Origin of the sequence: Solimonas soli DSM 21787, assembly GCF_000474945.1 — a bacterium.
Lineage (GTDB): Bacteria > Pseudomonadota > Gammaproteobacteria > Nevskiales > Nevskiaceae > Solimonas > Solimonas soli.
Map to the genome: position 1 here is coordinate 287878 of NZ_AXDW01000004.1, position 20108 is coordinate 307985.

Annotated in this window: 20 protein-coding genes and 2 pseudogenes; 18 read left to right on the forward strand and 4 right to left on the reverse strand. The window is 71.0% G+C overall.

The features are described 5' to 3' along the window. The first annotated feature begins 2 nt into the window (after positions 1 to 2). Both K344_RS0103970 and groL read left to right on the forward strand, forming a co-directional pair. Positions 3 to 1136, forward strand: a complete 1134-nt coding sequence (locus K344_RS0103970; protein WP_028079582.1) for an ABC transporter permease — start codon at positions 3 to 5, stop codon at positions 1134 to 1136. An 84-nt stretch (positions 1137 to 1220) separates the two neighbouring features. Then, complete coding sequence (gene groL / locus K344_RS0103975; RefSeq protein WP_028079583.1) at positions 1221 to 2834, forward strand: chaperonin GroEL; 1614 nt, start codon at positions 1221 to 1223, stop codon at positions 2832 to 2834. A 45-nt stretch (positions 2835 to 2879) separates the two neighbouring features. Here the strand turns inward: groL and K344_RS0103980 are convergent, their stop codons facing one another. From K344_RS0103980 to K344_RS0103990, 3 genes are read right to left on the reverse strand one after another with little or no spacing between them, the layout of a single operon-like run. Next, complete coding sequence (locus tag K344_RS0103980) at positions 2880 to 3350, reverse strand: host attachment protein (RefSeq protein ID WP_028079584.1); 471 nt, start codon at positions 3348 to 3350, stop codon at positions 2880 to 2882. After that, the gene (locus K344_RS20085) at positions 3347 to 4051 is read right to left on the reverse strand and encodes a phosphoribosyltransferase (protein ID WP_084196947.1); all 705 of its coding nucleotides are present in this window, start codon (positions 4049 to 4051) and stop codon (positions 3347 to 3349) included. Before K344_RS20085 ends, K344_RS0103980 begins: the two co-directional genes overlap by 4 nt. Continuing rightward, positions 4038 to 4217, reverse strand: a complete 180-nt coding sequence (locus tag K344_RS0103990; protein WP_028079585.1) for a hypothetical protein — start codon at positions 4215 to 4217, stop codon at positions 4038 to 4040. Before K344_RS0103990 ends, K344_RS20085 begins: the two co-directional genes overlap by 14 nt. A 223-nt stretch (positions 4218 to 4440) precedes the next feature. On the opposite strand from K344_RS0103990, the gene K344_RS0103995 reads away from it, so the two are divergent. From K344_RS0103995 to K344_RS0104015, 5 genes are all read left to right on the forward strand, one after another. Beyond that, entirely contained in the window at positions 4441 to 5094 is a 654-nt protein-coding gene (locus tag K344_RS0103995) for a BON domain-containing protein (RefSeq protein ID WP_028079586.1), read from the forward strand. 19 nt (positions 5095 to 5113) lie between these two features. Further along, on the forward strand, positions 5114 to 5332 hold the full coding sequence (locus K344_RS20090) for a ChaB family protein (RefSeq protein WP_043113693.1): 219 nt from the start codon (positions 5114 to 5116) through the stop codon (positions 5330 to 5332). A gap of 315 nt (positions 5333 to 5647) precedes the next feature. Continuing rightward, positions 5648 to 6805: an ATP-binding protein gene (locus K344_RS0104005; protein ID WP_084196949.1), complete on the forward strand. Its 1158-nt coding sequence runs from the start codon at positions 5648 to 5650 to the stop codon at positions 6803 to 6805. Next, positions 6802 to 7692, forward strand: coding sequence for a GGDEF domain-containing response regulator (locus tag K344_RS0104010; protein ID WP_028079588.1), 891 nt, complete (start codon positions 6802 to 6804; stop codon positions 7690 to 7692). The genes K344_RS0104005 and K344_RS0104010 overlap by 4 nt, the downstream gene beginning before the upstream one ends. Before the next feature lie 106 nt (positions 7693 to 7798). Continuing rightward, entirely contained in the window at positions 7799 to 8275 is a 477-nt protein-coding gene (locus K344_RS0104015) for an NUDIX hydrolase (RefSeq protein ID WP_028079589.1), read from the forward strand. 15 nt (positions 8276 to 8290) lie between these two features. Here K344_RS0104015 and K344_RS0104020 read toward each other — a convergent pair whose 3' ends face one another. Then, positions 8291 to 9190 (reverse strand): universal stress protein, encoded by a 900-nt coding sequence (locus tag K344_RS0104020; RefSeq protein WP_169729232.1) that lies wholly within the window; start codon positions 9188 to 9190, stop codon positions 8291 to 8293. Positions 9191 to 9430: 240 nt separating this feature from the next. Between K344_RS0104020 and K344_RS24270 the strand changes: the two genes are divergently transcribed. The 11 genes and pseudogenes from K344_RS24270 (at position 9431) to K344_RS0104075 (ending at position 20051) form a co-directional block, all read left to right on the forward strand. Further along, on the forward strand, positions 9431 to 9883 hold the full coding sequence (locus tag K344_RS24270) for a DUF6763 family protein (protein ID WP_051361858.1): 453 nt from the start codon (positions 9431 to 9433) through the stop codon (positions 9881 to 9883). A 122-nt stretch (positions 9884 to 10005) separates the two neighbouring features. Then, positions 10006 to 11175 carry a cellulose synthase complex periplasmic endoglucanase BcsZ gene (gene bcsZ / locus K344_RS0104030; RefSeq protein ID WP_028079591.1) on the forward strand — a complete coding sequence of 390 codons (1170 nt, stop codon included), beginning with the start codon at positions 10006 to 10008 and terminating at the stop codon, positions 11173 to 11175. Positions 11176 to 11272: 97 nt separating this feature from the next. Continuing rightward, positions 11273 to 11995 (forward strand): CBS domain-containing protein, encoded by a 723-nt coding sequence (locus K344_RS0104035; RefSeq protein WP_043113694.1) that lies wholly within the window; start codon positions 11273 to 11275, stop codon positions 11993 to 11995. Positions 11996 to 12226: 231 nt separating this feature from the next. Beyond that, positions 12227 to 12994: an SDR family NAD(P)-dependent oxidoreductase gene (locus K344_RS0104045; RefSeq protein WP_028079593.1), complete on the forward strand. Its 768-nt coding sequence runs from the start codon at positions 12227 to 12229 to the stop codon at positions 12992 to 12994. Positions 12995 to 13002: 8 nt separating this feature from the next. Beyond that, a complete protein-coding gene (locus K344_RS22810) occupies positions 13003 to 13500 on the forward strand; it encodes a CDP-archaeol synthase (RefSeq protein WP_051361860.1) in 498 nt (165 codons plus the stop codon). A gap of 96 nt (positions 13501 to 13596) precedes the next feature. After that, complete coding sequence (locus K344_RS0104055; RefSeq protein WP_028079594.1) at positions 13597 to 13893, forward strand: hypothetical protein; 297 nt, start codon at positions 13597 to 13599, stop codon at positions 13891 to 13893. A 12-nt stretch (positions 13894 to 13905) separates the two neighbouring features. After that, entirely contained in the window at positions 13906 to 14478 is a 573-nt protein-coding gene (locus K344_RS20105) for a flavodoxin family protein (protein WP_051361861.1), read from the forward strand. Positions 14479 to 14839: 361 nt separating this feature from the next. Beyond that, positions 14840 to 18496 (forward strand): annotated as a pseudogene (locus tag K344_RS22815) (PAS domain S-box protein); the annotation flags it as partial. Positions 18497 to 18642: 146 nt separating this feature from the next. Continuing rightward, positions 18643 to 18813 (forward strand): annotated as a pseudogene (locus K344_RS24895) (Hpt domain-containing protein); the annotation flags it as partial. A 180-nt stretch (positions 18814 to 18993) separates the two neighbouring features. Continuing rightward, a complete protein-coding gene (locus K344_RS24275) occupies positions 18994 to 19146 on the forward strand; it encodes a hypothetical protein (RefSeq protein WP_169729225.1) in 153 nt (50 codons plus the stop codon). Beyond that, positions 19143 to 20051: a diguanylate cyclase gene (locus K344_RS0104075; protein ID WP_043113695.1), complete on the forward strand. Its 909-nt coding sequence runs from the start codon at positions 19143 to 19145 to the stop codon at positions 20049 to 20051. The genes K344_RS24275 and K344_RS0104075 overlap by 4 nt, the downstream gene beginning before the upstream one ends. Positions 20052 to 20108 lie beyond the last annotated feature (57 nt).

The window sequence follows — 20108 nt, forward strand, 5'->3', positions numbered from 1 at the left end:
ACATGGGCATCCGTCCGCGCGGCTCGCTGGCCAACGTCCTGCATCTCGGCGTCAAGGAGTTCCGCAGTCTCGCGCGCGATCGCGTGATGCTGGTGCTGATCGTCTGGACCTTCACCGCGGCGATCATCCTGCCGGCGCGCGGACAGCCGGAAACCCTGAGCCGGGCGCCGCTCGCGGTCGTCGACGAAGACCGCTCGGAACTGTCGGCGCGCATCGTCGCGGCCTTCTATCCGCCGCATTTCACGCCGCCCGGCGTCGTCGACGTGGTTGCCGCCGATCGCGGCCTCGACGACGGCCGCTACACCTTCGCGCTCGACATCCCGCCCGGCTTCGAACGCGACGTGCGCGCCGGCCGCGCCGCGGCGATCCAGCTCAACGTCGATGCGACCAAGCAGTCGCAGGCCTTCGTCGGCGCGGGCTACGTGCAGCGCATCGTCGCCGACGAGCTCGCCGCGTTCGAGCGCGCCGGCGGCGCGGCGCCGGCCGAGCTCGTCAGCCGCATCCGCTTCAACCCGACACTCGATCACGGCCGTTTCGTGGCGGTGATGGAGATCGTCAACAACATCACCATGCTCGCCATCGTCCTGACCGGCGCCGCGCTGATCCGCGAGCGTGAGCACGGCACCATCGAGCATCTGCTGGTCATGCCGCTGCGGCCGAGCGAGATCATGCTGGCCAAGGTGTGGTCGATGGGGCTGGTCGTGCTGCTCGCCGCCGCCTTCTCGCTGCAGTTCACCGTCAAGGGCCTGATGGCGATTCCGCTCGCCGGCTCGCTCGGCCTGTTCCTCGCCGGCACCGCGCTGCACCTGTTCGCGGCGACGGCGATCGGCGTGTTCCTCGGCACCGTCGCGCGTTCCATGCCGCAGTTCGGCCTGCTGCTGATGCTGGTCCTGCTGCCGCTCGAAATGCTGTCCGGCGGCACCACGCCGCGCGAGAGCATGCCGCTCGCCGTGCGCACGCTCATGGAGCTGGCGCCGACCACGCATTTCGTCATGCTGGCGCAGGCGATCCTCTATCGCGGCGCCGGCCTGGCGACGGTGTGGCCGCAATTCCTCGCCGTGGCGGCGATCGGCTCGGCCTTCTTCGCTGCCGCGCTGCTGCGCTTCCGCCGCGCGCTGGGCGAGTGGCAGCGCTGAGCGGGCGGGCGCTTTGATCGGCGTCAATGCCGGCCGCGGCCGGCACGGCGAAGCTGGCGCGACGCCTTCGCACGAGCCGCTGCCATGAGCCACACCACGCTGATGTTCCGCAACGATGCCCGCGAGAAGCTGCTGCGCGGCGCCGCCCAGCTCGCCGATGCGGTGCGCGTCACGCTCGGCCCGAAATCCAAATCGGTGCTGATCCACAAGGCCTGGGGCGCGCCGGTGGTCTGCAACGACGGCGTGACGATCGCCAAGGCGATCAAGCTCAAGGATCTCGAGGAGCAGCTCGCGGTGCAGACGCTGCGCCAGGCCGCCGAAAAGACCAACGAGGCGGTCGGCGACGGCACCAGCACGTCGACGCTGCTCGCACATGCGATCTTCGCCGACGGCGTGCGCAACGTCGTCGCCGGCGCCAGCGCCATCGACCTCAAGCGCGGTCTCGACCGCGCGCTGCTGCTGGCCACCGCTTCGCTGCGCCGGCAGTCGCGCCCGGTATCGACGCGGCGCGAGAAGGCGCAGGTCGCGGCGATCTCCGCGCACAACGACACGGCGATCGGCGAGCTGGTCGCCGAGGCCATGGAAAAGGTCGGCGGCGACGGCGTCATCACCGTCGAGGAATCGAAAACCACGGAGACCGCGCTCGAAGTCGTCGAGGGCATGCAGTTCGACCGCGGCTACGTGTCGCCGTACTTCGTCACCAACCCGGACAAGATGCAGGTCGAGCTGGAGGACGCCTACGTGCTGCTCACCGACCGCAAGCTCGCCGCGCTCAAGGATATGGTGCCGCTGCTCGAAGCGGTGGCCAAGAACGGCCGCCCGCTGATGATCGTCGCCGACGACATCGAGGGCGAGGCGCTCGCCACGCTGATCGTCAACAGCCTGCGCGGCGTACTGCGCTGCGCCGCCGCCAAGGCGCCCGGCTTCGGCGACCGCCGCAAGGAGATGCTGCAGGACATCGCCGCGCTGACCGGCGCCGAGCTGATTTCGGAGGAGCTCGGCCTGCGCCTGGAGGACGCCGGCATCGAGCGCCTGGGCCGCGCCAAGCGCGTGCTGGTGGATCGCGAGCACACCACCATCGTCGGCGGCGCCGGCGACCGCAAGACGATCGAGGCGCGCGTGCAGCGCGTGCGCCGCGAGATCGACGCGGCGACCAGCGACTACGACCGCGACAAGCTGCGCGAACGACTCGCCAAGCTGGCCGGCGGCGTCGCCGTGATCCGCGTCGGCGCGCCGTCCGAAGCGGAGATGAAGGCCAAGAAGGACGCGCTCGACGACGCCATTTCGGCGACCAAGGCGGCGGTCGCCGAAGGCATCGTGCCCGGCGGCGGCCTCGCGCAGCTGCGCGCCTCGGCAGCGATCCTGCCCGACGAGGAGAAAGCCGTCGGCGACGAACGCACCGGCATGCAGATCCTGCGCCGCGCGCTCGAAGCGCCGGCGCGCGCGATCGCCGACAACTCGGCGGTCGACGACGGCGTGGTGGTGGCGCGCATGCTGGAGAGCCAGGGCAACCTCGGCTTCGATGCCGCCGAAAAGCGCTACGTCGACATGTTCGAGGCCGGCATCGTCGATCCGACCAAGGTCTCGCGCATCGCGCTGGAGAACGCGGTGTCGGTCGCCGGCGTGCTGCTGCTGACCGAGGCGACGCTGACCGAGAGCGTCGATCCGGAGGATCAGAAAGCGCTCGCGCCGGAGTGAACCGGCGCGCACGCGGCCAGGGGCCCTGATCTCCGGATCAAGGCACTAGAGCCGTTCCGGCAGCAGGCGGCGGATGTCGGCGAGCTGGCGCCGCACCATGTCCTTGCCGATCTGGCTGGCGACCAGACGCTGCGTCGGCCGGTCGAGATGGCGGCGCAGCAGGCCGAGGAAGTTCGGTTGCGCGACGAGATGGATGCGCAGGTAGCGCTGTCCGAGCCGCTCGCTGCGCAGCTCGGCGCAGACGCGGCGCGCGAATTCGTCGGCCAGATGGCGGCGCGTCGCGTCGCGCTCGTCGGTGGCGTGGCCGCCGGCATGCGACGGCGTCGCCAGATTGCCGGACTGGTCGGCGTCGAGTTCGTGTTCGCGCAGGCGGAAGGCCGGATTCTGCAGCGCGGTATGCTCGACCAGCGCGGCGCGCGGCGTCGCCGCGGTGAGGAAGCGTGCGCCGCCATGGTCGGCGACCACCACGCAGATCGGGCGGCTCACGGTGCGACGACGAATCGGAAGGCTGCTCATGGATGGGCGATGCTCGCTGAGTGTTGATCCGCGGCCTGCGCGGCCGCGGCGGGAAAATGCGGACCGACGACGGCGCGCGTGCGCGCCAGCTGTTTCAGCACTTCATCGTCGTCGAGCTGATGGAAGTCTTCGTAGTAGGCGCCGACCGTGCCCGCGAACTGCGCCGGCAGCTGCGCGACCACGACGGCGTCCACGGCCTTCTCGAGTTCGAGCATGGCTTCGCGCGGCGCGACCGGCACGGCGACGATGATCCGGCTCGGTCCGTCGCGACGCAGTTCGGCGATCGCCGCCTGCATGCTGAGGCCGGTGGCGATGCCGTCGTCGACGATGACGGCGCACAGGCCGTGCGCGAAGACGCGCGCATGGTCGTCGTTGTAGAGCCGACGGCGGCGCTGCGCCTCGGCATGCTCGGCGGCGATGCGTTGCTCGAGCCAGGCCGGATCCAGATGTGCGCGCTCGTTCTCGTCGAAGACCGCGCGGCCGCTTTCGGCGACGGCGGCCACGGCACGCTCCGGCTGTGCCGGATGACCGATCTTGCGGACGATGACGAGTTCGAGCGGCAACTCCAGTTCGAGCGCCAGTTCGCTGGCCACCGGCACGCCGCCGCGCGGCAGCGCGTAGATCACCGCGGGCTGCTGCAGCAGCGGCTGCAGACGATGCGCCAGCAGCTTGCCGGCCTCGCGGCGGTTATGGAAGCGCATGGCTGCCGGACTCGGCGTCGGGCGCCTGTGGCCTGCGCTTCTTCCACTCGATGTGCGGCGCCGCTTCAAGGCCGCTCGCGCCGCGCGCGCGACGCGCGATACGCGCGAAGGGCGGACGGTCATGTGCATCGTGGCGCCGGCGTGGCAGGTGCAGCGTGGCTTTCATGCGAATCCCCGGCTCGGGTATTGCCCGTCACGCTAAGCCGCCGGACGGCGCGCGGCCTTGACGCAGATCAACGCGGCGGAGCGCGGCACTGCCGAAGCTCGCCGGGATTGCATCGCGCGCGGGATTCCCCCATCCGGTCGCAGCCGACGCTTCATGCCCGCGCGCCGTCGTCTGCCTTCGCCGACGTATCCGCGTTGCGCCCATGCTTCTGGAGATCACGATCATGAGAACCGACATGCAGATCAGGAAGGACGTCCTCGACGAGCTGGAATGGGATCCGGCGATCGACGCCGCCGGCGTCGGCGTTGAAGTGCGCAACGGTGTGGTGACCCTGAGCGGTCATCTGCGCAGCTATCCGGAGAAGCTCGCCGCCGAGCGCGCCGCGCAGCGCGTATCGGGCGTCAAGGCCGTGGCCGTCGAAGCCGATGTCCGCATCAGCGACGGCAAGGCGCGCAGCGACAGCGATCTGGCCCTGGCGGCCAGCGATGCGCTGCGCTGGAATGCGCTGGTGCCGGAGGACAGCGTCAAGGTGCTGGTCGAGGACGGCCGCCTCACGCTGAGCGGCCAGGTGCCGTGGGCCTACCAGCGCTCGGCGGCCGAGTCCGCGGTGCGCGATCTGCTCGGCGTGGTGTCGGTCAACAATCAGGTCACCGTCAGGCCGAAGGCCTCGGCCGGCAACGTCAAGGGCAAGATCGAGGCCGCGCTGCATCGCGCGGCGCGGCTCGATGCGCAGGCCATCACCATTTCCGTGGACAGTGGCCGTGTGACGCTCGACGGCACCGTGCATTCACTCGCCGAACGTCGCCTCGTCGAGGAAGCGGCGTGGTCCGCGACCGGCGTCTCGGCGGTCGTCGATCGCCTGCAGATCGTCGACTAGCGACACGCGGCGGCTCGTCATGCCGTACGCCAGCAATGACGAGCTGCCGCCGGCCTTGCGCGCGCGTCTGCCGGCACATGCACAGGACATTTTTCGTGAGACGTTCAACAACGCCTGGCAGCACTACGCGCACGATCGGCGCCGCGAGGAGATCGCGTTCCGCGTTGCCTGGGCCGCCGTCGGCAAGCAGTACGTGAAGACGCCGCGCGGCTGGCAGCCGCGCCAAGCGACCGCGTGAGAGGACCTCGCGGCAACATTCCGGTTCAACGCCGGCCCGCCGCTGATCGGCTCTCGAACTACCGACCGTCGCCTCGTCCCGGGTTTTTCGCGACATGTGTGCGAATTCGCACTGTAGGCCGTGCTCGCATCGTGCAAGGTGCGGCCTATCTCACTGGCTGATGAAAGCCTCATGAATATCGGGTATTCACGAGTAGCGCGCTGTCGTCGCCGCGTTTGCGCGGGTGGCGAAAGCCGGTGACGTGGGGCAGGCGGAGCGTATGAGTCGACAGTCCGTTCCGCCGACCGATGCATCGAACCGTGATGGAGCGGACGAATGCGCCGAATTGTCCGCGGCCTCGTCCCAGCGAAGTCACGCGAGGGCGCTCCCTGCGCCTACGTGGTCGACGACGATGAAGCGGCGCGCGGCAGCCTGGAATTCCTGCTGTCGGCACTCGGCTGGAACGTTCGCGGCTTCTCGACCGCGGACGATTGCCTCGCCGCCATCCGCCAGCAGCGACCCGCCTGCGTGATCACCGACCTGCGCATGCCAGGCTTCGACGGCGCGCGGCTGACGGCCGTGCTCCATGTCAGCGATCCCGACATTCCCGTCATCGCCGTCACCGCCTTCGACTTCGAGTCGAACGCGGTGCGCGATGTGCGGGCGGCGGGTGCGGTCCTCCTGCAGAAACCGGTGAACCTCGACGCCCTCGAAGCGGCCTTGCGCGGCATCGGTGCCGCGCCGGCCGCCGCGCCGCGCGCCGCCGTTACCGCCGCCGCCGCGACCCAGGCCGTACGCACCGAGCGCGACGAGCTGCTGCAGCTCGCCTATCTCGCGGCGCACGATCTGCAGATGCCGATCAACTCCGTCATCGAGCTCGTGCATCTGCTGCGCCTGCAGTTGGCCGGCGTGCTTACCGGCGACGCCAGCCGCTCGCTGAACCTCGTCGAGGAATGCAGCGGTCACATGCAGCTGATGATCCGCCAGCTGCTGACGCTCGCCCGCACCGATGGACGGGTGGATCGCGGGCAGGATGTGAATGTCGATGAAATCGCCCGCAGCGGCATGCTGGTACTCGGTGTCACCGCCGCGGACGCGCCGGGCCGCTTCATCATCGACGGCAAACTGCCGACGGTGCGCGGCAATCCGCTCGAGATCACCCAGCTTCTGCAGAACCTGATCGGCAACGCCATGAAGTTTCACGAGCCGGGCGCCGTGCCGGAAGTGAGGCTGTCGGCGCAGCCGGACCCGGACGGCTGGCACTTCATCGTCGCCGACGACGGCATCGGCATTCCGCAAGAGCAGCTGGCGAACGTGTTCGAGCCGTTCATGCGCCTGCATGCCGTGGCGCGCTTCCCCGGGACGGGCCTCGGCCTCGCGCTGTGCCAGCGCGTCATCGAGCGCGGCGGCGGACGGATCTGGGCGGAATCGGAGCCGGGGCAGGGCAGCCGTTTCCATTTCGTTCTGCCGGCCGCGGAGCGATCCGCGCCATGAACGACACCTATCCGCGACTGCTCATTGCCGATGATCAGGCCGCCGAGCGCCACGTGCTCCAGCAGATATTCGCCGCCGATTACGTAGTGGCGCTTGCCAGCAGCGGCGAGGAAGCGCTCGCGCTCAGCGCCGCCGACACGCCGAATCTGATCCTCCTCGATGTCGAGATGCCCGGCATCGGCGGCCTCGAAACCTGCAGACGGCTCAGGGCGCGCCCCGCCACGGCGTCGGTGCCGGTCATCTTCGTCACCAGTCACGATGAGCCCGAGTACGAGGCCGCGGGCCTGCTGGCCGGCGCGACCGACTTCATCGGCAAGCCGGTGCATCCCGACGTGGTGCGCATGCGGGTAAGGACGCAGCTGCAGCTCAGGCTGCACTCGGAGCGGCTCGAATCGCTGGCCTTCCAGGACAGCCTGACCGGCGTCTTCAATCGCCGCTATTTCGACCTGCATCTCGAACACGAATGGCAGATCGCGCGGCGCAACAGCACGCCGCTGAGCCTCGTGTTCATCGACGTCGACCGCTTCAAGTCCTACAACGATCGCTTCGGCCACACGCGCGGCGACCAGTGCCTGCGCGAAATCGCGTCGCTGCTGTCGTCGGCGCTACGCCGTCCGCAGGATTTCGTGGCGCGCTACGGCGGGGAGGAATTCGCCTGCCTCCTGCCGTCCACCGACGCGCCGGCCGCGGCGCGCACCGCCGAGTATCTGCGGCAGCGCATCGAAGCCGCTGAAATCGGCGGGCGGCACGACCTGCGCGTGACCATCAGCGCCGGCGTCGCGAGCCAGATTCCCGACCACGGGCTCGAGGCCCGCATCCTCGTCGAACGCGCCGACCGCCATCTGTACCTGGCCAAGAAAAACGGCCGTAACCGCGTCAGCGCCTGAGGCCGGCATCGCGCACGCTTGGCCGTCGCGCGACGCATGCGCTTCATTGCCCGCGGCGGCGCCGCTTGAGCACAATGTGCGGCCCCTCCCAGGCGAAGCGCAGGCGATGCCCCGCAAGCAGAGCGCCGGTCTGCTGGTCTACCGACACCGCGACAGCGGGCCCGAGGTGTTCCTCGTGCATCCGGGCGGACCGCTGTGGGCGCGCCGCGACGACGGCGCCTGGTCGATTCCGAAAGGCGAGTTCGGCGATGGCGAAGACGCCTTGCTCGCGGCGCGGCGCGAATTCGTCGAGGAGACCGGGCAGACGGTCGACGGCGTGTTCCGCGCGCTGGCGCCGGTGCGTCAGCCGGGCGGCAAGCGGGTACATGCCTGGGCCGTCGAAGGCGAGGTCGACGCGCAGCGCATCGTCAGCAACCGCTTCACCCTGGAATGGCCGCCGCGCTCCGGACAGCGTCGCGAATTCCCGGAAGTCGATCGCGCGCAGTGGTTCACGCTTGACGCCGCGCGCGTCAAGCTGCTGAAGGGCCAGCGGCCGCTGCTCGGGGAGCTGGAGGGCTGGCTGCACGATGCGCGGCGCTCCTGATACGGCGGGCGCCGCTCATGCCGCGTGCTGCTGCGCCTGGTCGGCGGGCGAGCGGACGATCAGCACGTCGTTGTTGACGCCGGCGGTGATGGCGATCGCCGTGCTGCCGAGCAAGCGGTCGAGCACGCCGCTGTCGCCGCGCGCGCCGACCACGACCAGATCGTGCGGACGTTCGCGCAGGTAGGCGCCGAGCACGTCGGTGGGCGCGCCGTACTCGACCAGGCTGCGCAGGCGGCCGCGCACCTTCGGCGCCAGATCGGCGGCGGCGATGAAGCGCTGCAGCTCGCTCACGGCCAGGGTCTGCGCGGCGCCGGCATTGGCCTCCGGCTTGCCGAAGTGCTCGAACGGCACGCGATAGCCGTGCAGCACGGCGACATCGCCCATCGGGAACAGGCGTGTGGCGCACTCCAGGGCACGGCGCGCGCAGGGTGAGAAATCGCTGGCGACGATCGACGCGCCGTAGGCGCCGTGCGCGCGCTGCTTCACCATCAGCACCGGCCGGTCGGCGTGCTGCACGAGCTTCTCGATGGTGCCGCCGAGCTTGTGACTGCCGAGCAGCGATTCACGGTTGAGTCCGACGACGATGAGTTCGCAGTCGAATTCGCGCGCGCGTTGCAGCACGGCCTTGTACGGTTCGCCGTGATCGACCACGACCTGCAGATCGACGCGGCGATCGCCGAGGTCGGCGCGCAGCTGATGCTCGACGGTCTGCGCCACGGTCGCGCCGCGTCGCCATGACGGTGCCGTGTGCGCGGCGTCGGCCTGCGGCGCCACGTAGAGGGCGAACAGCGTGGCGTTCCACTGCTGCGCCAGCTGCACGGCACGCTCGAAGGCGCGATCGCTGCGGCAACCGAGTTCGGTCGCCAGCAGGATGCGCCGCGCGACATCGACGACGTTCTTCTTGCGGGTGGACATGGGTTTCTCCTTCGCGGGTTTCCATGCCAGTCTCGGCATGCCATGCACCGCCTTCATTGACGCGCGTCAAAGCGCACGCCGGCCGAGGCCCGCGGCGGTCGCGACGACGCGGCCATCGGTGCGGTGGCCGACGCTTGGCACGCGCCTGTGGCCGCTCGGCGGCGCGCCTTGACCGGCGTCAAGGTCGCGCATGCGCCGCCTGCGTACCGTGAGGACGGAACATCAGGACACGGTGCCGTCATGCATCCACAGCAGAGGCCGAGCGTCGGCCAGTGGTATCGGGACGTCGGCGACGGACAAGTCTTTCAGGTGGTCGCGGTCGACGCACACGACGCGAGCATCGAACTGCAGTATTTCGACGGCACGCTCGGCGAACGCCGCCTGACGGAATGGTATGCGCTCGATGTCGAGGCGACCGAGCCGCCGCAGGACTGGACCGGGCCGTTCGATGGCGTGGCGCGCGAAGACGTCGCCGACGACGCGCAGGTGCCGGCGGCGGACTGGGACGAACCCTATGCGACGGCGCGCGACGCCGGCATCGACGAGGACGCGGCGTTCGAGCCGAGCGACGGCGACGTCGCGCTGCTCGATGCGGCGCTGCTGGAATACGACGCGCCGGCCGAAAGCCCGATCGTGCGCGCGCCGCCGGCAAGGGCATCGCGCGCGACCGTGGCGCGGTCGCACGACGACTGAGGCCGGCGCGGGCGCATCCGTCGCCACGGCCGGCATCGCTTCGGCGAGCCGCTCGCCAGCGGCGCGGCCGATGCGGATCACGGCGCGCCACGCCGGCGCAGGAGTGTGGAGGAGGACGTCGCATGTTCGAGATGCCAGCACTGCACGCCGCGCCGCGCCGGCCCGGCGTCGCCGTCTTTGCGCTGGCCTGGCTCGGCGCGCTGCTCTGCGCGACGTCGGCCTGCCATGCGCAGCCGCCGTGGCCGGACTGGCAGGCCTTCGCCGATCGCTTCGTGCAGGCCGACGGCCGCGTCGTCGATCTGACCTTCGAGCGGAAAAGCACGTCGGAAGGACAGTCGTATGGCTTGTTCTTCGCGCTGGTCGGCAACGATCGCGCGCGCTTCGACGCGATCCTCGACTGGACCTCGCAGAACCTCGCCGGCGGCGAACTCGGCGCCCGGCTGCCCGGCTGGTGCTGGGGCCGCCTCGACGACGGCCGCTGGGGACTGAAGGACAGCAACGCCGCCGCCGATGCCGATCTGTGGATCGCCTACGACCTGCTGGAAGCCGCGCGGCTGTGGAAGGCGCCCGCGTATGCGGTCACCGCGCGTGCGCTGCTGGCGCGCATCGCGGCGCAGGAAGTCGTCGAGACCGGCGAGGCCGGTCCGCTGCTGCTGCCGGCGCCGGTCGGCTTCGCGCTCGGCGACGGGCGCTGGCGCATCGATCCCTCGTATCTGCCGAACCCGCTGTTCCGCTATCTGGCGACGGTCGAGCCGGACGGTCCCTGGCGCCGCGTGTGGGAGGCCTACGTGCGGCTGTGGCCGCAGATCTACGCATCGGGCATCGCCCCCGATCTCGTGCTCGTCGATCGCCAGGGCCGCGTCAGCGCCGATGCGCAGCGCCCGACGGCGAGCTACGACGCCATCCGCGTCTACCTCTGGGCGGCCATGGCCGGCGAGGACGGCGCCGAGCTGGTGCGCCGCCTTAAGCCTTTCGCCGAGCTGATCCGCGCCGCCGGCGCGCCGCCGGAGGAGGTCGAGACGGCGAGCGGACGCGCCGTGCCCAAGGCCTGGTCGCCGATCGGCTTCATGGGCGCCTCGCTGCCGTTTCTCGATGCGCTCGGCGAGCGCGAACTGCTCGCGCGCGTGCGCGCGCGCCTGCAGCTCGAACGCGGCAAGGCGCGCCTCGGCCGCTCGAGCAACTACTACGACGAGGCGCTGGTGCTGTTCGGACTCGGCTGGCTGGAAGGCCGCTACCGCTTCGATGCCGAGGGCCGGCTGCAGCCGGCGTGGGCGGCGCCGGCGACGCCCTGAGCCGCGCGCCCGCCACCGAGCCGCGCGGCCTTGATTTCGGTCAGGGCGCCGGCGCCTGCCGTGCGACATCCTGCGGCCATCGACGGGAGACAGCCTCATGAAAGTTGCAGAAGTGATGAACCACCGCCTGGTCAGCGTGCCGCCGCAGACACCGATGCTCGACGCGCTGCGCCTGATGCTCGACGAGAAGCTCAGCGGCCTGCCGGTGATCGACGCGAGCGGTGCGCTGGTCGGCATCGTCAGCGAAGGCGACTTCATGCACCGCGCCGAACTCGACACCGAACGCCGGCATCCGCGCTGGCTGCGCCTGCTGCTGGGCCCGGGCCGGCTCGCCGCGGAATACGTCGGCGAGCACGCGCGACGCGTCGAGGAGGTCATGACGCGCGAGGTCTACAGCATCGCCGAGGATGGCGAACTCGCCGACGCCGTGGCGCTCATGGAACGGCATCGCATCAAACGTCTGCCGGTGACCAAGGACGGCCGCGTGACCGGCATGCTGAGCCGCGCCGATCTGCTGCGCGCGCTGTTGTCGGCCGGCAGCGCGCCGGCGAAGACGGTGGACGACGACGCGGTGGCGCTGCGCCAGCGCATCGTCGAACGCATCGCACGGCAATCCTGGGGGCCGAGCGCGACGGTGAGCGTCAATGTCCGCGACGGCACGGTCGACCTGCATGGCGTGCTCTACGACGACCGCGTGCGTGATGCCTTGTGCGTGATGGTCGAGAACGAGCCCGGCGTGCAACGGGTGCGCGATCACCTGACGACCATCGAGCCGAACACCGGCACCGTGGTGCGCATGCCGCCGGGGCTGGCGGCTTAGGGCCTGTTGACCTCGCGGGCCTCGTCGTGACGCCGCCGCGCGGCGGCGCCCGTCGCTCGCGTGCGTCGAACACGCGGCGCGCCTCGCTTCTTGCGCAGCGCCAAAAGGGTCTCGGCGACGGCGATGGCCAGCGCATCGACAGGCCCTGGACGGCGCCCGTATTGAGCGAGATCAAGGCGGCGCCGCGCGCGCGCCGCTAGGGTCGGTACTCAAACCCAAGGGATGCCTGCCATGTCACGTCTTCAGCAGAAGGTCGTCATCGTCACCGGTGCGGCGGTCGGCCTCGGCCGGGCGATGGTGATTCGCATGGCGCAGGAAGGCGCCGCGGTCGCCGCCTTCGATGTCAACGACGGCGAAGGGCAGGCGCTCGCCGCCGAGCAGCGCGAACGCGGCCTCGACGTGCACTACTGGCACTGCGACGTGTCGCGCGAGGCGGAAGTGGCGCAGGCGATCGGCGACGTGGTGACGAAGTTCGGGCGGCTCGACGCGATCGTCAACAACGCCGGCGTCGCCGGCGTCAGCAAGCCGACCCACGAGATCAGCGAGGCCGAGTGGGACTTCGTGCAGGCGATCAACGTCAAGGGCGTGTTCTTCGGCACCAAGCACGCGGTGCCGCAGCTGCGCAAGGCCGGCGGCGGCAGCATCATCAACCTGTCGTCGATCTACGGTCTGGTCGGCGCGCCCGACGTGCCGCCGTACCACGCCTCCAAGGGCGCGGTGCGCCTGATGACCAAGACCGACGCGCTGCTCTACGCGCGCGATCGCATTCGCGTCAACAGCATCCATCCGGGCTTCATCTGGACGCCGATGGTCGCCGGCTACCTGCGCGACGGCGGCGCGCCGGAGGCCGGCCACGCCGCGCTCGCCGCGCTGCATCCGCTCGGCCACATCGGCGAAGCCGACGACGTCGCCTGGGGCGCCGTCTACCTGGTGTCGGACGAGGCGAAGTTCGTGACCGGCGCCGAGCTGGTCATCGACGGTGGCTACACGGCGCGCTGAAGGCGCGCATGCATCACGTCCTGCAACTGCTGTATCTCATGCTGCCGGTGTACGCCGCCAACATGGCGCCGCCGTTCTCGCGCTGGTGGCCGTGGCCGAATCCGCCGATCAGCCGGCGCTGGCTCGGCGAGCACAAGACCGTCGTCGGCTTCGCGTTCGGGCTCGTCGCCGCGCCGCTCGTGGCGGCGCTGCAGGCGCTCGTCGACGGGCCGGGCAGCCTGACGCCCGGCGCGCCCTGGTTCGCGATCGGCATGGCGAGCGGCTGGGGCGCGATGCTCGGCGACTCCGCCAAGAGCTTCGTCAAGCGCCGCCTCGGCATCGCGCCGGGCGCGCGCTGGATTCCGGCCGACCAGCTCGATTTCGTGATCGGCGGCCTGCTCATGCTGTCACCGTGGCTGACCCTGTCCTGGGGCGACGTCGCGACGCTTCTCGCGCTGAGCTTCATCGGTGATCTGGCGGTGAACCAGCTCGCGTTCCGCCTCGGCATCCGCCGCAGTCCGTGGTGAGCGGCGCCATTCTTGACCTGCGTCAATGCCCGCGCGGCGCGCCGGGAACATCGTGCAACAGGCCGTCGTGGCCGCCATGAACGAGAGGAACATCCCATGCAGAAGACCCAGGGCAGCAAGAACGACGCACAGGAACTGCGCGCGGCCTGGCAGCGCATGCGCACCAGCTGGCGTCACACCGAGAAATCGCTGCACGAACTGATCGATGCCAACCGCGAACTGGCCAACTGTCTGGGCAAGACCGGCGCCGCGCGCGCGAAGACCGCGTTCGATCGCTTCGACCGCCTCGTCCGCCAGCTCGACGGCAATCGCCTCAAGGCGCACCAGCACGTCGAGAAGCTCGCCGCGACCGCCGGCCTGAAGAAGACGGCGCCGCGCAAGCGGGCGGCATAGGACGCGCGGCGCATGAAGGACGCGCTGATCGTCTATTACTCGCGCAGCGGCAACACGCGCCGCCTGGCGCAGCAGCTCGCCGCGCGGCTCGACGCCGATCTCGAGGAAATCCGCGAGCGGCGCGGCCGCGGCGGCGCGCTCGGCTTCCTGCGCAGTCTTTACGACGCGCTGCGCGAGCGCGAGCCGCCGATCGAGCCGCCGAATCTCGATGCCAGCGGCTACAAGGTGGTGATCGTCGGCTCGCCGGTGTGGACCGGTCACGTCGCGGCACCGGTGCGTCGCTACCTCACGCAGTACGCCGGCGCGCTGCGACGGCTCGCCTTCTTCTGCACGTATCGCGACGCCGGCGGTCCCGAGGCGCTCGCCGAGATGGCAGCCCTGCGCGAGCCGCTGGCGGAAACCATCGAATACGACGATTTCCCGAGCCTGGCGCTCACCGAGGCGCAGCTGCGCGAGGGGGCGGAGGAAAAGGTGGCGCGCTTCGTCGCGGCGGTGCGCCGCCGCACCGCCGTGCGCGGCGCGCCGCCGCGGCGCGGCCCGCGCACGAAGGCGGTCGGGCGCGGCCGCAAGGTCGTGCCGCACTGACGGCATCGCGCGCCGCCAGCGACCGGCGATCGACCGCGCGCGGCCGATCGTCGCGCTATGTGCGCCAGCGTACGGAAGCGCGCGCCGGGCGGCCCGCAGATTGGCCGCACCGATCCGCCGCGAGCGGTCACCGAGGAGAACCTGCATGACCCGCGATCGACGTTCCGCGGCCGCTGCCGGCCGCGCCGGCGGGCGGGGCTGACGCGTGCGGCATGGGCGAGGCGCCTGGCACGCAGTGGCGATACGGCGCCGCTGCCTGCGCGCGGTGCTGCTGGCGGCGCTCTGCGCGTTGCCCGGCGCCGGCGCCATTGCCGGCCCGCCGCCCATCACGGACGGATCGCGGCCCGCCGGCCATGTGAGCGTGCGCGAGGGGGCCATCGTCGCCGCGCTCGCGCTGCTGATCGGCGGACTCGCCGGCCTGGGCTGGCAGCGCCGCGCCGACCTTCTCGCGCATCGCGCGCAGCTGGCGGCGATCGTCGAGAACTCGAACGATGCCATCATCGGCAAGGATCTCGACGGCGTCATCACCAGCTGGAACCACGCCGCCGAACGCATCTTCGGCTATGCCGCCAGGGAGGCGCTCGGCCGCACGCTGAGCGACCTGCTGGTTCCCGCCGAGCGCAAGGCGGAAGAACGCCGCATTCTCGAGACCGTCGTGCGCGGCGCGACGGTCGACCCTTTCGAAACCGTGCGCCGCCATCGCGACGGCCACATGGTCGGCGTGTCGGTCACCGTGTCGCCGGTACGCGATGCCTCGGGCGCGATCGTCGGCGCGGCGAAGATCGCCCGCGACATCAGCGCCACCAAACAGGCGCAACGCGAGCTGCAGCGCGCGCAGGCGCGCCTGCTGCAGACCACGCACACCCTCGGCATCGGCCTCTGGGAATGGGATCCGCGCAGCGGCGCCCTGCGCTGGGACGACAAGATGTTCGAGCTGTACGGCCGCCGGCGCGAGGACGGCGCGCCGAGCTGCGAGTGCTGGCGGGCCAGCGTTCATGCCGACGACCTGAAGCGCTGCGAGCACGACGTCGCGGAAGCGCTGGCCGGACGGGCGCCGTTCGACACCAGCTTCCGCATTCACACGCCGGCCGGCGAACTGCGGCATTTTCTTGCCAAGGGCATCGTCGAGCGCGACGAGGACGGCACCGCCTGCCGGATGTTCGGCACGAACTTCGACATCACCCAGCTCAAGGAACAGGAGACGCAGCTGCGCGCGGCGCTGCAACGCATCGGCAACGGCGAGGCGCGCTGGCGCGAGCTGGCCAATTCGATGCCGCATCTGGTGTGGACCTGCAGCGGCGAGGGGCCGTGCGACTTTCTCAGCGAGCAGTGGGTGCGCTACACGGGAATTGCGGAACGCGCGCAGCTCGGCTTTGGCTGGATGGAACAGGTGCACCCGGACGACCGCCCCGAACTGCTGCGGCGCTGGAACGCCGCGGTGGCGGCGCGCGACGTCTTCCACGTCGAGTTCCGCATCCGCCGGCACGACGGCGCGTACCGCTGGTTCGACACGCGCGCGGTGCCGCAGATCGACGCCGCGAGCGGCGCGGTGCTGCGCTGGTTCGGCAGCAACACCGATATCGAGGACCACAAGCAGGCCGAAGACGCGGTGCGCCGGCTCAATGCCACGCTCGAACGGCAGGTGGCCGAGCGCACGGCGCGCCTGCAGGCGGCTATGGCGCTGCAAAGCGCGATTCTCAACAACGCCGCCTTCGCGATCGTCGCGACGGACACGGACGGCACGATCAGCGGCTTCAATCCGGCGGCCGAGCGCATGTTCGGCTACCGCGCCGAGGACGTCGTCGGCCGGGCGACGCCGGCGGTCCTGCACGAGCCGCAGGAAGTCGTCGCGCGCGCACAGGAGTTGAGCGCCGAGCTCGGCCGCGCCGTTGCGCCCGGCTTCGAGGTTTTCGCGGCGCGGGCGCGCGGCGGCGAGACCGATACCAGGGAGTGGACCTACATCCGCAAGGACGGCTCGCGCTTCCCGGGCTGGCTGTCGGTGAGCGCACTGCTCGACGAGCAGGGCCGGCCGATGGGCTTCATGGGCATGGTCGTCGATCTCACCGAGCGGCGTGCCCAGGAGCAGCGCATCCGCGACAACGAACGCTTCCTGCGCGCGCTGACCGACAACATCCCCGGCATGGTCGGCTACTGGGATCGCGAGCTGCGCTGCCGCTACGCCAACCGCGAGTACCTGACCTGGTTCGGCAAGAGCGCCGAACAGATGCACGACATCACCCTGCCGCAGCTTCTCGGCGCCGAACTGTTCGCGCGCAACGAGCGTTACGTGCGCGCGGCGCTGCGCGGCGAAACGCAGCGCTTCGAGCGCACGCTGACGCGCAGCGACGGCAGCGAGGGTTACACCTGGGCGCACTACATCCCGGACATCGATGAAGGCGAGGTGCGCGGTTTCTACGTCGTCGTCTCGGACGTCACCGAACTGAAGAGGGCGCAGCTGGCGCTCGAATCGCTGAACGCGTCGCTGGCGCAGCGCACGCGCGAGGCCGAGGCGGCGACGCTGGCCAAGAGCCAGTTCCTCGCCAACATGAGCCACGAAATCCGCACGCCGATGAACGCCGTGCTCGGCGCCCTGCAGCTCCTGCATCGCACGGTGCTGTCGCCGGTGCAGCTGGACTATGCGCTGAAGGCCGAATCGGCGGCCCGGGCGCTGCTCGCCATCATCAACGACGTGCTCGATTTCTCGAAGATCGAAGCCGGCAAGCTGACACTCGAGCGCCAGCCGTTCCGGCTCGACACCCTGCTGCGCGAGCTCGGTGCGATCCTGTCGAGCACGCTCGGCGCGCGTGAGCTGGAGCTGCTGTTCGACGTGGACCCCGAGGCGCCGCTCGATCTGGTCGGCGATTCCCTGCGCCTGCAGCAGGTGCTGCTGAATCTCGCCAGCAATGCGATCAAGTTCACCGAGCGCGGCGAGGTGGTGATCGCTGTGCGCCTGCGCAGCCATGACGCCGGCAGCGGCGTGCTCGAGTTCGCCGTCAGCGACACCGGCATCGGCATCAGCGCCGAACAGCTGCAGCGCATCTTCAACGGCTTCGAACAGGCCGAGGCCTCGACCACGCGGCGCTACGGCGGCACCGGGCTCGGTCTGGCGATCAGCCAGCGCCTGGTCGCGCTGATGGGCGGCGAGCTGCAGGTCACGAGCGAGCCGGGGCACGGCAGCCGCTTCAGCTTCGCGCTGACGGTGCCGCTGGCGCCGCGCGGCGCGCGGCCGCGGCTCGCGCCGCCGACGCTGCGCGATTTGCGCGTGCTGATCGTCGACGACAATGCGAGCGTGCGCACGGTGCTGAAACGCGTCGCCGCCTCCTTCGGCTGGCAGGCGGTGACCGCCGCCGATGGCGGCGCGGCGCTGGCGTGCTGGCAGGCCGGCGACGACCGGCCCGACGTGGTGCTGGTCGACTGGCGGCTGCCCGACATGGACGGCTGGACGCTCATCGAGCGCATCCGCGCGCGCGCGCCGGCGCAGCGGCCGCCGGTCTTCATCATGACCGCCACGCACGGCCGCGAGGCGCTGGAAGGTGCGCCCGAGCGCGACGACTCGCTGCTCGACGGCTTCCTGATCAAGCCGCTGACACCCTCGGCGATCGTCGATGCGGTCGGCGCGGCGATCGCCGGCCAGGGCCGCCATCGCGCGCGCGCCGCGGCGCCGCATCGCCGGCAGCGCCTGCGCGGATTGCGGCTGCTGCTGGTCGAGGACAACCTCACCAACCAGCAGATCGCGCACGATCTGCTGGTCGACGAGGGCGCGCACGTCGACGTGGCCGGCAGCGGCCGCGCCGGCATCGAGGCCGTCCGCCACGCGCAGCCGCCGTACGACGCCGTGCTGATGGACATCCAGATGCCGGACATGGACGGCTACGCGGCGACCGCGCAGATCCGGCAGCTGGCCGGCGCGCCGCCGCCGATCATCGCGATGACGGCGAACGCCCTGCCGCAGGATCGCGCCGCCTGTCTCGCCGCCGGCATGGTCGATCACATCGGCAAGCCTTTCGACATCGAACACCTGGTCGCGGTCCTGCTGCGCCACGCGCGGGGCCTGCGCGTCCCGCCGCCGCACGCCGCCGCGGACGCGCGGCCGGCGATCTGGCGCAGGCGCTGGCGCGGCTCGGCGGCAATCGCCGGCTGTTCGTGCGCGAGGCGAACGCGTTCGTGCACACCTACGCCGACATCGCCGAACGCCTGCGCGCGCAGCTCGCCGAAGGCGACACGCGCGCCGCGGCAGCCTTGCTGCACATGCTCAAGGGCGTGGCGGCCACTCTCGGCGCGACGGCGCTCGCGCAGGCGGCCGCCGAGCTGCAGCGCGACATCGAGGCCGGCCGCCACGCCGAGCGGCTCGATGCGCGCCTGCGGCGTTTCGCCGCGACGCTGCAGGCGGCGCGCGCGCAGCTCGCCGAGCAGGCGACGCGGCTCGCCGCCGACGGATCGCCGCAGGGCGACGCGGCGACGGTCGACGTCAGGGCGGGGCTCGATGACCTCGCGGCCCTGCTCGCCGAGCGCAACATGAAGGCCGTGGCGCTGCACGACAGCCTGCGCGAGGCCCTGCAGCGCCTCGATGCCGGGCGCGCGTCGGCGCTGGCGCGCGCCATGGACGGTCTCGACTTCGCGGCGGCGGGCGAGCTCTGCGAAGCCCTGGCCGGCTGCGCGCAGGCATGACGCGCGAAAGGCCCTGCCTGCTGGTCGTCGACGATCAGCCGACGAACATCCGCGTGCTCTACGAAATATTCGGCGCCGACCACGAGGTGCTGATGGCGACCGGCGGCGCGCAGGCCGTCGAGCTCTGCCGTCGCGCGGCGCCGGACCTGGTCCTGCTCGATGTGGCGATGCCGGACCTCGACGGTTACGAAGTCTGCCGGCGTCTGAAGGCCGATCCGCTGACGCGCGAGATTCCGGTGATCTTCGTCACCGGCTCGGACACCGCCGAGGACGAAACGCGCGGACTCGAAGCCGGCGCCGTGGACTTCATCAGCAAGCCGGTCAATCCGGCCGTGGTGCGCGCCCGCGTGCGGACGCATCTAACCCTGAAGTCGCAGGCCGATCAGCTGCGCAATCTGGCGTTCGTCGATGGTCTGACCGGTCTCGCCAACCGGCGCCGCTTCGAGGCAGCCCTGGCCAGCGAATACCGCATCTGCGCGCGCGCCGGCGAAACGCTGGCGCTGGTGATGCTCGACGTCGATTGCTTCAAGCAGTTCAACGACTGCTACGGCCATCAGGCCGGCGACGACTGCCTGCGGCGCGTCGCGCAGGCCTTGCTGGCGCGGATGCGCCGGCCGCGCGACCTGGTGGCCCGCTACGGCGGCGAGGAGTTCGTCTGCCTGATTCCGGCGATCGAGGCGGACGCGGTGCCGGACTTTGCCGAGGAACTGCGCGCCGCCGTCGCCGCCGAGCGCATCCCGCATCTCGCCTCGACCTGCGCGGCGGTCGTGACGGTCAGCGCCGGCCACGCCACCGACAGGCCGGCGACGGGCAGCGGCCCGCAGGACTTGCTCAAGCGCGCGGACCAGGCCCTGTACGCGGCCAAGCGCGCCGGCCGCGATCGCGTGGTCGCCGCGCCGGCCTAGGCGCGCGCGCGGGCCTGGCGCCCGCCGCCGGCGCCGAAGGCGCGCCCGGCATCGGCC

Coding starts and splice junctions, on each gene's coding strand:
- K344_RS0103970 (WP_028079582.1), top strand. CDS start 3: ATGGGCATCCGTCCGCGCGGCTCGCTGGCCAACGTCCTGCATCTCGGC.
- groL (WP_028079583.1), top strand. CDS start 1,221: ATGAGCCACACCACGCTGATGTTCCGCAACGATGCCCGCGAGAAGCTG.
- K344_RS0103980 (WP_028079584.1), bottom strand. CDS start 3,350: ATGAGCAGCCTTCCGATTCGTCGTCGCACCGTGAGCCGCCCGATCTGC.
- K344_RS20085 (WP_084196947.1), bottom strand. CDS start 4,051: ATGCGCTTCCATAACCGCCGCGAGGCCGGCAAGCTGCTGGCGCATCGT.
- K344_RS0103990 (WP_028079585.1), bottom strand. CDS start 4,217: ATGAAAGCCACGCTGCACCTGCCACGCCGGCGCCACGATGCACATGAC.
- K344_RS0103995 (WP_028079586.1), top strand. CDS start 4,441: ATGAGAACCGACATGCAGATCAGGAAGGACGTCCTCGACGAGCTGGAA.
- K344_RS20090 (WP_043113693.1), top strand. CDS start 5,114: ATGCCGTACGCCAGCAATGACGAGCTGCCGCCGGCCTTGCGCGCGCGT.
- K344_RS0104005 (WP_084196949.1), top strand. CDS start 5,648: ATGCGCCGAATTGTCCGCGGCCTCGTCCCAGCGAAGTCACGCGAGGGC.
- K344_RS0104010 (WP_028079588.1), top strand. CDS start 6,802: ATGAACGACACCTATCCGCGACTGCTCATTGCCGATGATCAGGCCGCC.
- K344_RS0104015 (WP_028079589.1), top strand. CDS start 7,799: ATGCCCCGCAAGCAGAGCGCCGGTCTGCTGGTCTACCGACACCGCGAC.
- K344_RS0104020 (WP_169729232.1), bottom strand. CDS start 9,190: ATGTCCACCCGCAAGAAGAACGTCGTCGATGTCGCGCGGCGCATCCTG.
- K344_RS24270 (WP_051361858.1), top strand. CDS start 9,431: ATGCATCCACAGCAGAGGCCGAGCGTCGGCCAGTGGTATCGGGACGTC.
- bcsZ (WP_028079591.1), top strand. CDS start 10,006: ATGTTCGAGATGCCAGCACTGCACGCCGCGCCGCGCCGGCCCGGCGTC.
- K344_RS0104035 (WP_043113694.1), top strand. CDS start 11,273: ATGAAAGTTGCAGAAGTGATGAACCACCGCCTGGTCAGCGTGCCGCCG.
- K344_RS0104045 (WP_028079593.1), top strand. CDS start 12,227: ATGTCACGTCTTCAGCAGAAGGTCGTCATCGTCACCGGTGCGGCGGTC.
- K344_RS22810 (WP_051361860.1), top strand. CDS start 13,003: ATGCATCACGTCCTGCAACTGCTGTATCTCATGCTGCCGGTGTACGCC.
- K344_RS0104055 (WP_028079594.1), top strand. CDS start 13,597: ATGCAGAAGACCCAGGGCAGCAAGAACGACGCACAGGAACTGCGCGCG.
- K344_RS20105 (WP_051361861.1), top strand. CDS start 13,906: ATGAAGGACGCGCTGATCGTCTATTACTCGCGCAGCGGCAACACGCGC.
- K344_RS24275 (WP_169729225.1), top strand. CDS start 18,994: ATGAAGGCCGTGGCGCTGCACGACAGCCTGCGCGAGGCCCTGCAGCGC.
- K344_RS0104075 (WP_043113695.1), top strand. CDS start 19,143: ATGACGCGCGAAAGGCCCTGCCTGCTGGTCGTCGACGATCAGCCGACG.